The 1,042-nt window shown below is 72.0% G+C and carries 1 protein-coding gene; it reads right to left on the reverse strand.

Annotated features, from left to right (window positions below; all coding sequences use genetic code 11):
- The coding region (locus ACBJ59_RS62785; protein ID WP_375119394.1) for an acyltransferase domain-containing protein at positions 1 to 1,029 on the reverse strand (1,029 nt) is incomplete at its 3' end.
- Between the last annotated feature and the right edge of the window lie 13 nt (positions 1,030 to 1,042).

A 1,042-nucleotide genomic window follows, 5' to 3' on the forward strand; every position in this document is an offset into this window, starting at 1 on the left:
GCGCTGGAAGGCGTAGGTGGGAGGCTGCCCACTCGGGGCCGGTCCATCACCCAGCACCAGCGGCCAGGCCACCGGCGCGCCCAGCACCCACGCCTGAGCCAGGGACAGCAGCATCCGCCGCGATCCACCCTCACCCCGGCGCAACGACCCGCACACCCCGGCCTCGACCCCGGCCGCCCGGCAGATGTCCTCCACATCACCGACCAGCACCGGATGCGGACTCACCTCCACGAACACCGGCGCACCCACCCCCGCCGCCACCCGCACCGACTCCTCGAACAGCACCGGCCGGCACAAGTTCTCCACCCAATACCGGCCCGACAACCGCCCCACATCCAGGAAGGCCCCCTCCACCGAAGAGCAGAACCCCACCCCCGCACCATCAAGCGGCCCCACCCCGGCCAACGCCACACCCAGCTCCTCAGCCAGGCGATCCATGTGCGGAGTGTGCGAGGCGTAATCCACCGCGATCCGCCGCACCCGCACCCCCGGCAGCTGCTCCAGCTCCTCCAGCGCGGCCACCTCCCCGGCCACCACACAACTGGCCGGACCCGAATGCACCGCCACCCACAACCGGCCCGCCCACCGCGACCCGATCAACTCCCCCGCCCGCGACGCCGACACATCAAGCGCCGCCATCCCGCCACTACCCAGCACCTTCTCCAACGCCCGGCCACGCAGCACCACCACCCGCGCAGCGTCCTCCAGCGACAACACCCCCGCCACACACGCCGCCGCCATCTCCCCCTGCGACTGACCCACCACCGCCCGCGGAACGACCCCGGCCGCCCGCCACACCGCCGCCAACCCCACCATCACCGCCCACAACACCGGCTGCACCACCGGCGACCCCTCCAACCCCGGAGCCCCCGCCACACCACGCAACACCCCCACCACCGACCAGCCGGTCAACGACCGCACCACCCGATCACACCGCTCCACCTCGACCCGGAACACCTCACAGCTGTCCAGCAACTCCACCGCCATCCCAGCCCACTGCGACCCCTGACCAGGAAAGACGAACACCACGTCCGAACCCGCC

The sequence above is a fragment of the Nonomuraea sp. MTCD27 genome, assembly GCF_041950495.1.
Taxonomy (GTDB): Bacteria; Actinomycetota; Actinomycetes; order Streptosporangiales; family Streptosporangiaceae; genus Nonomuraea.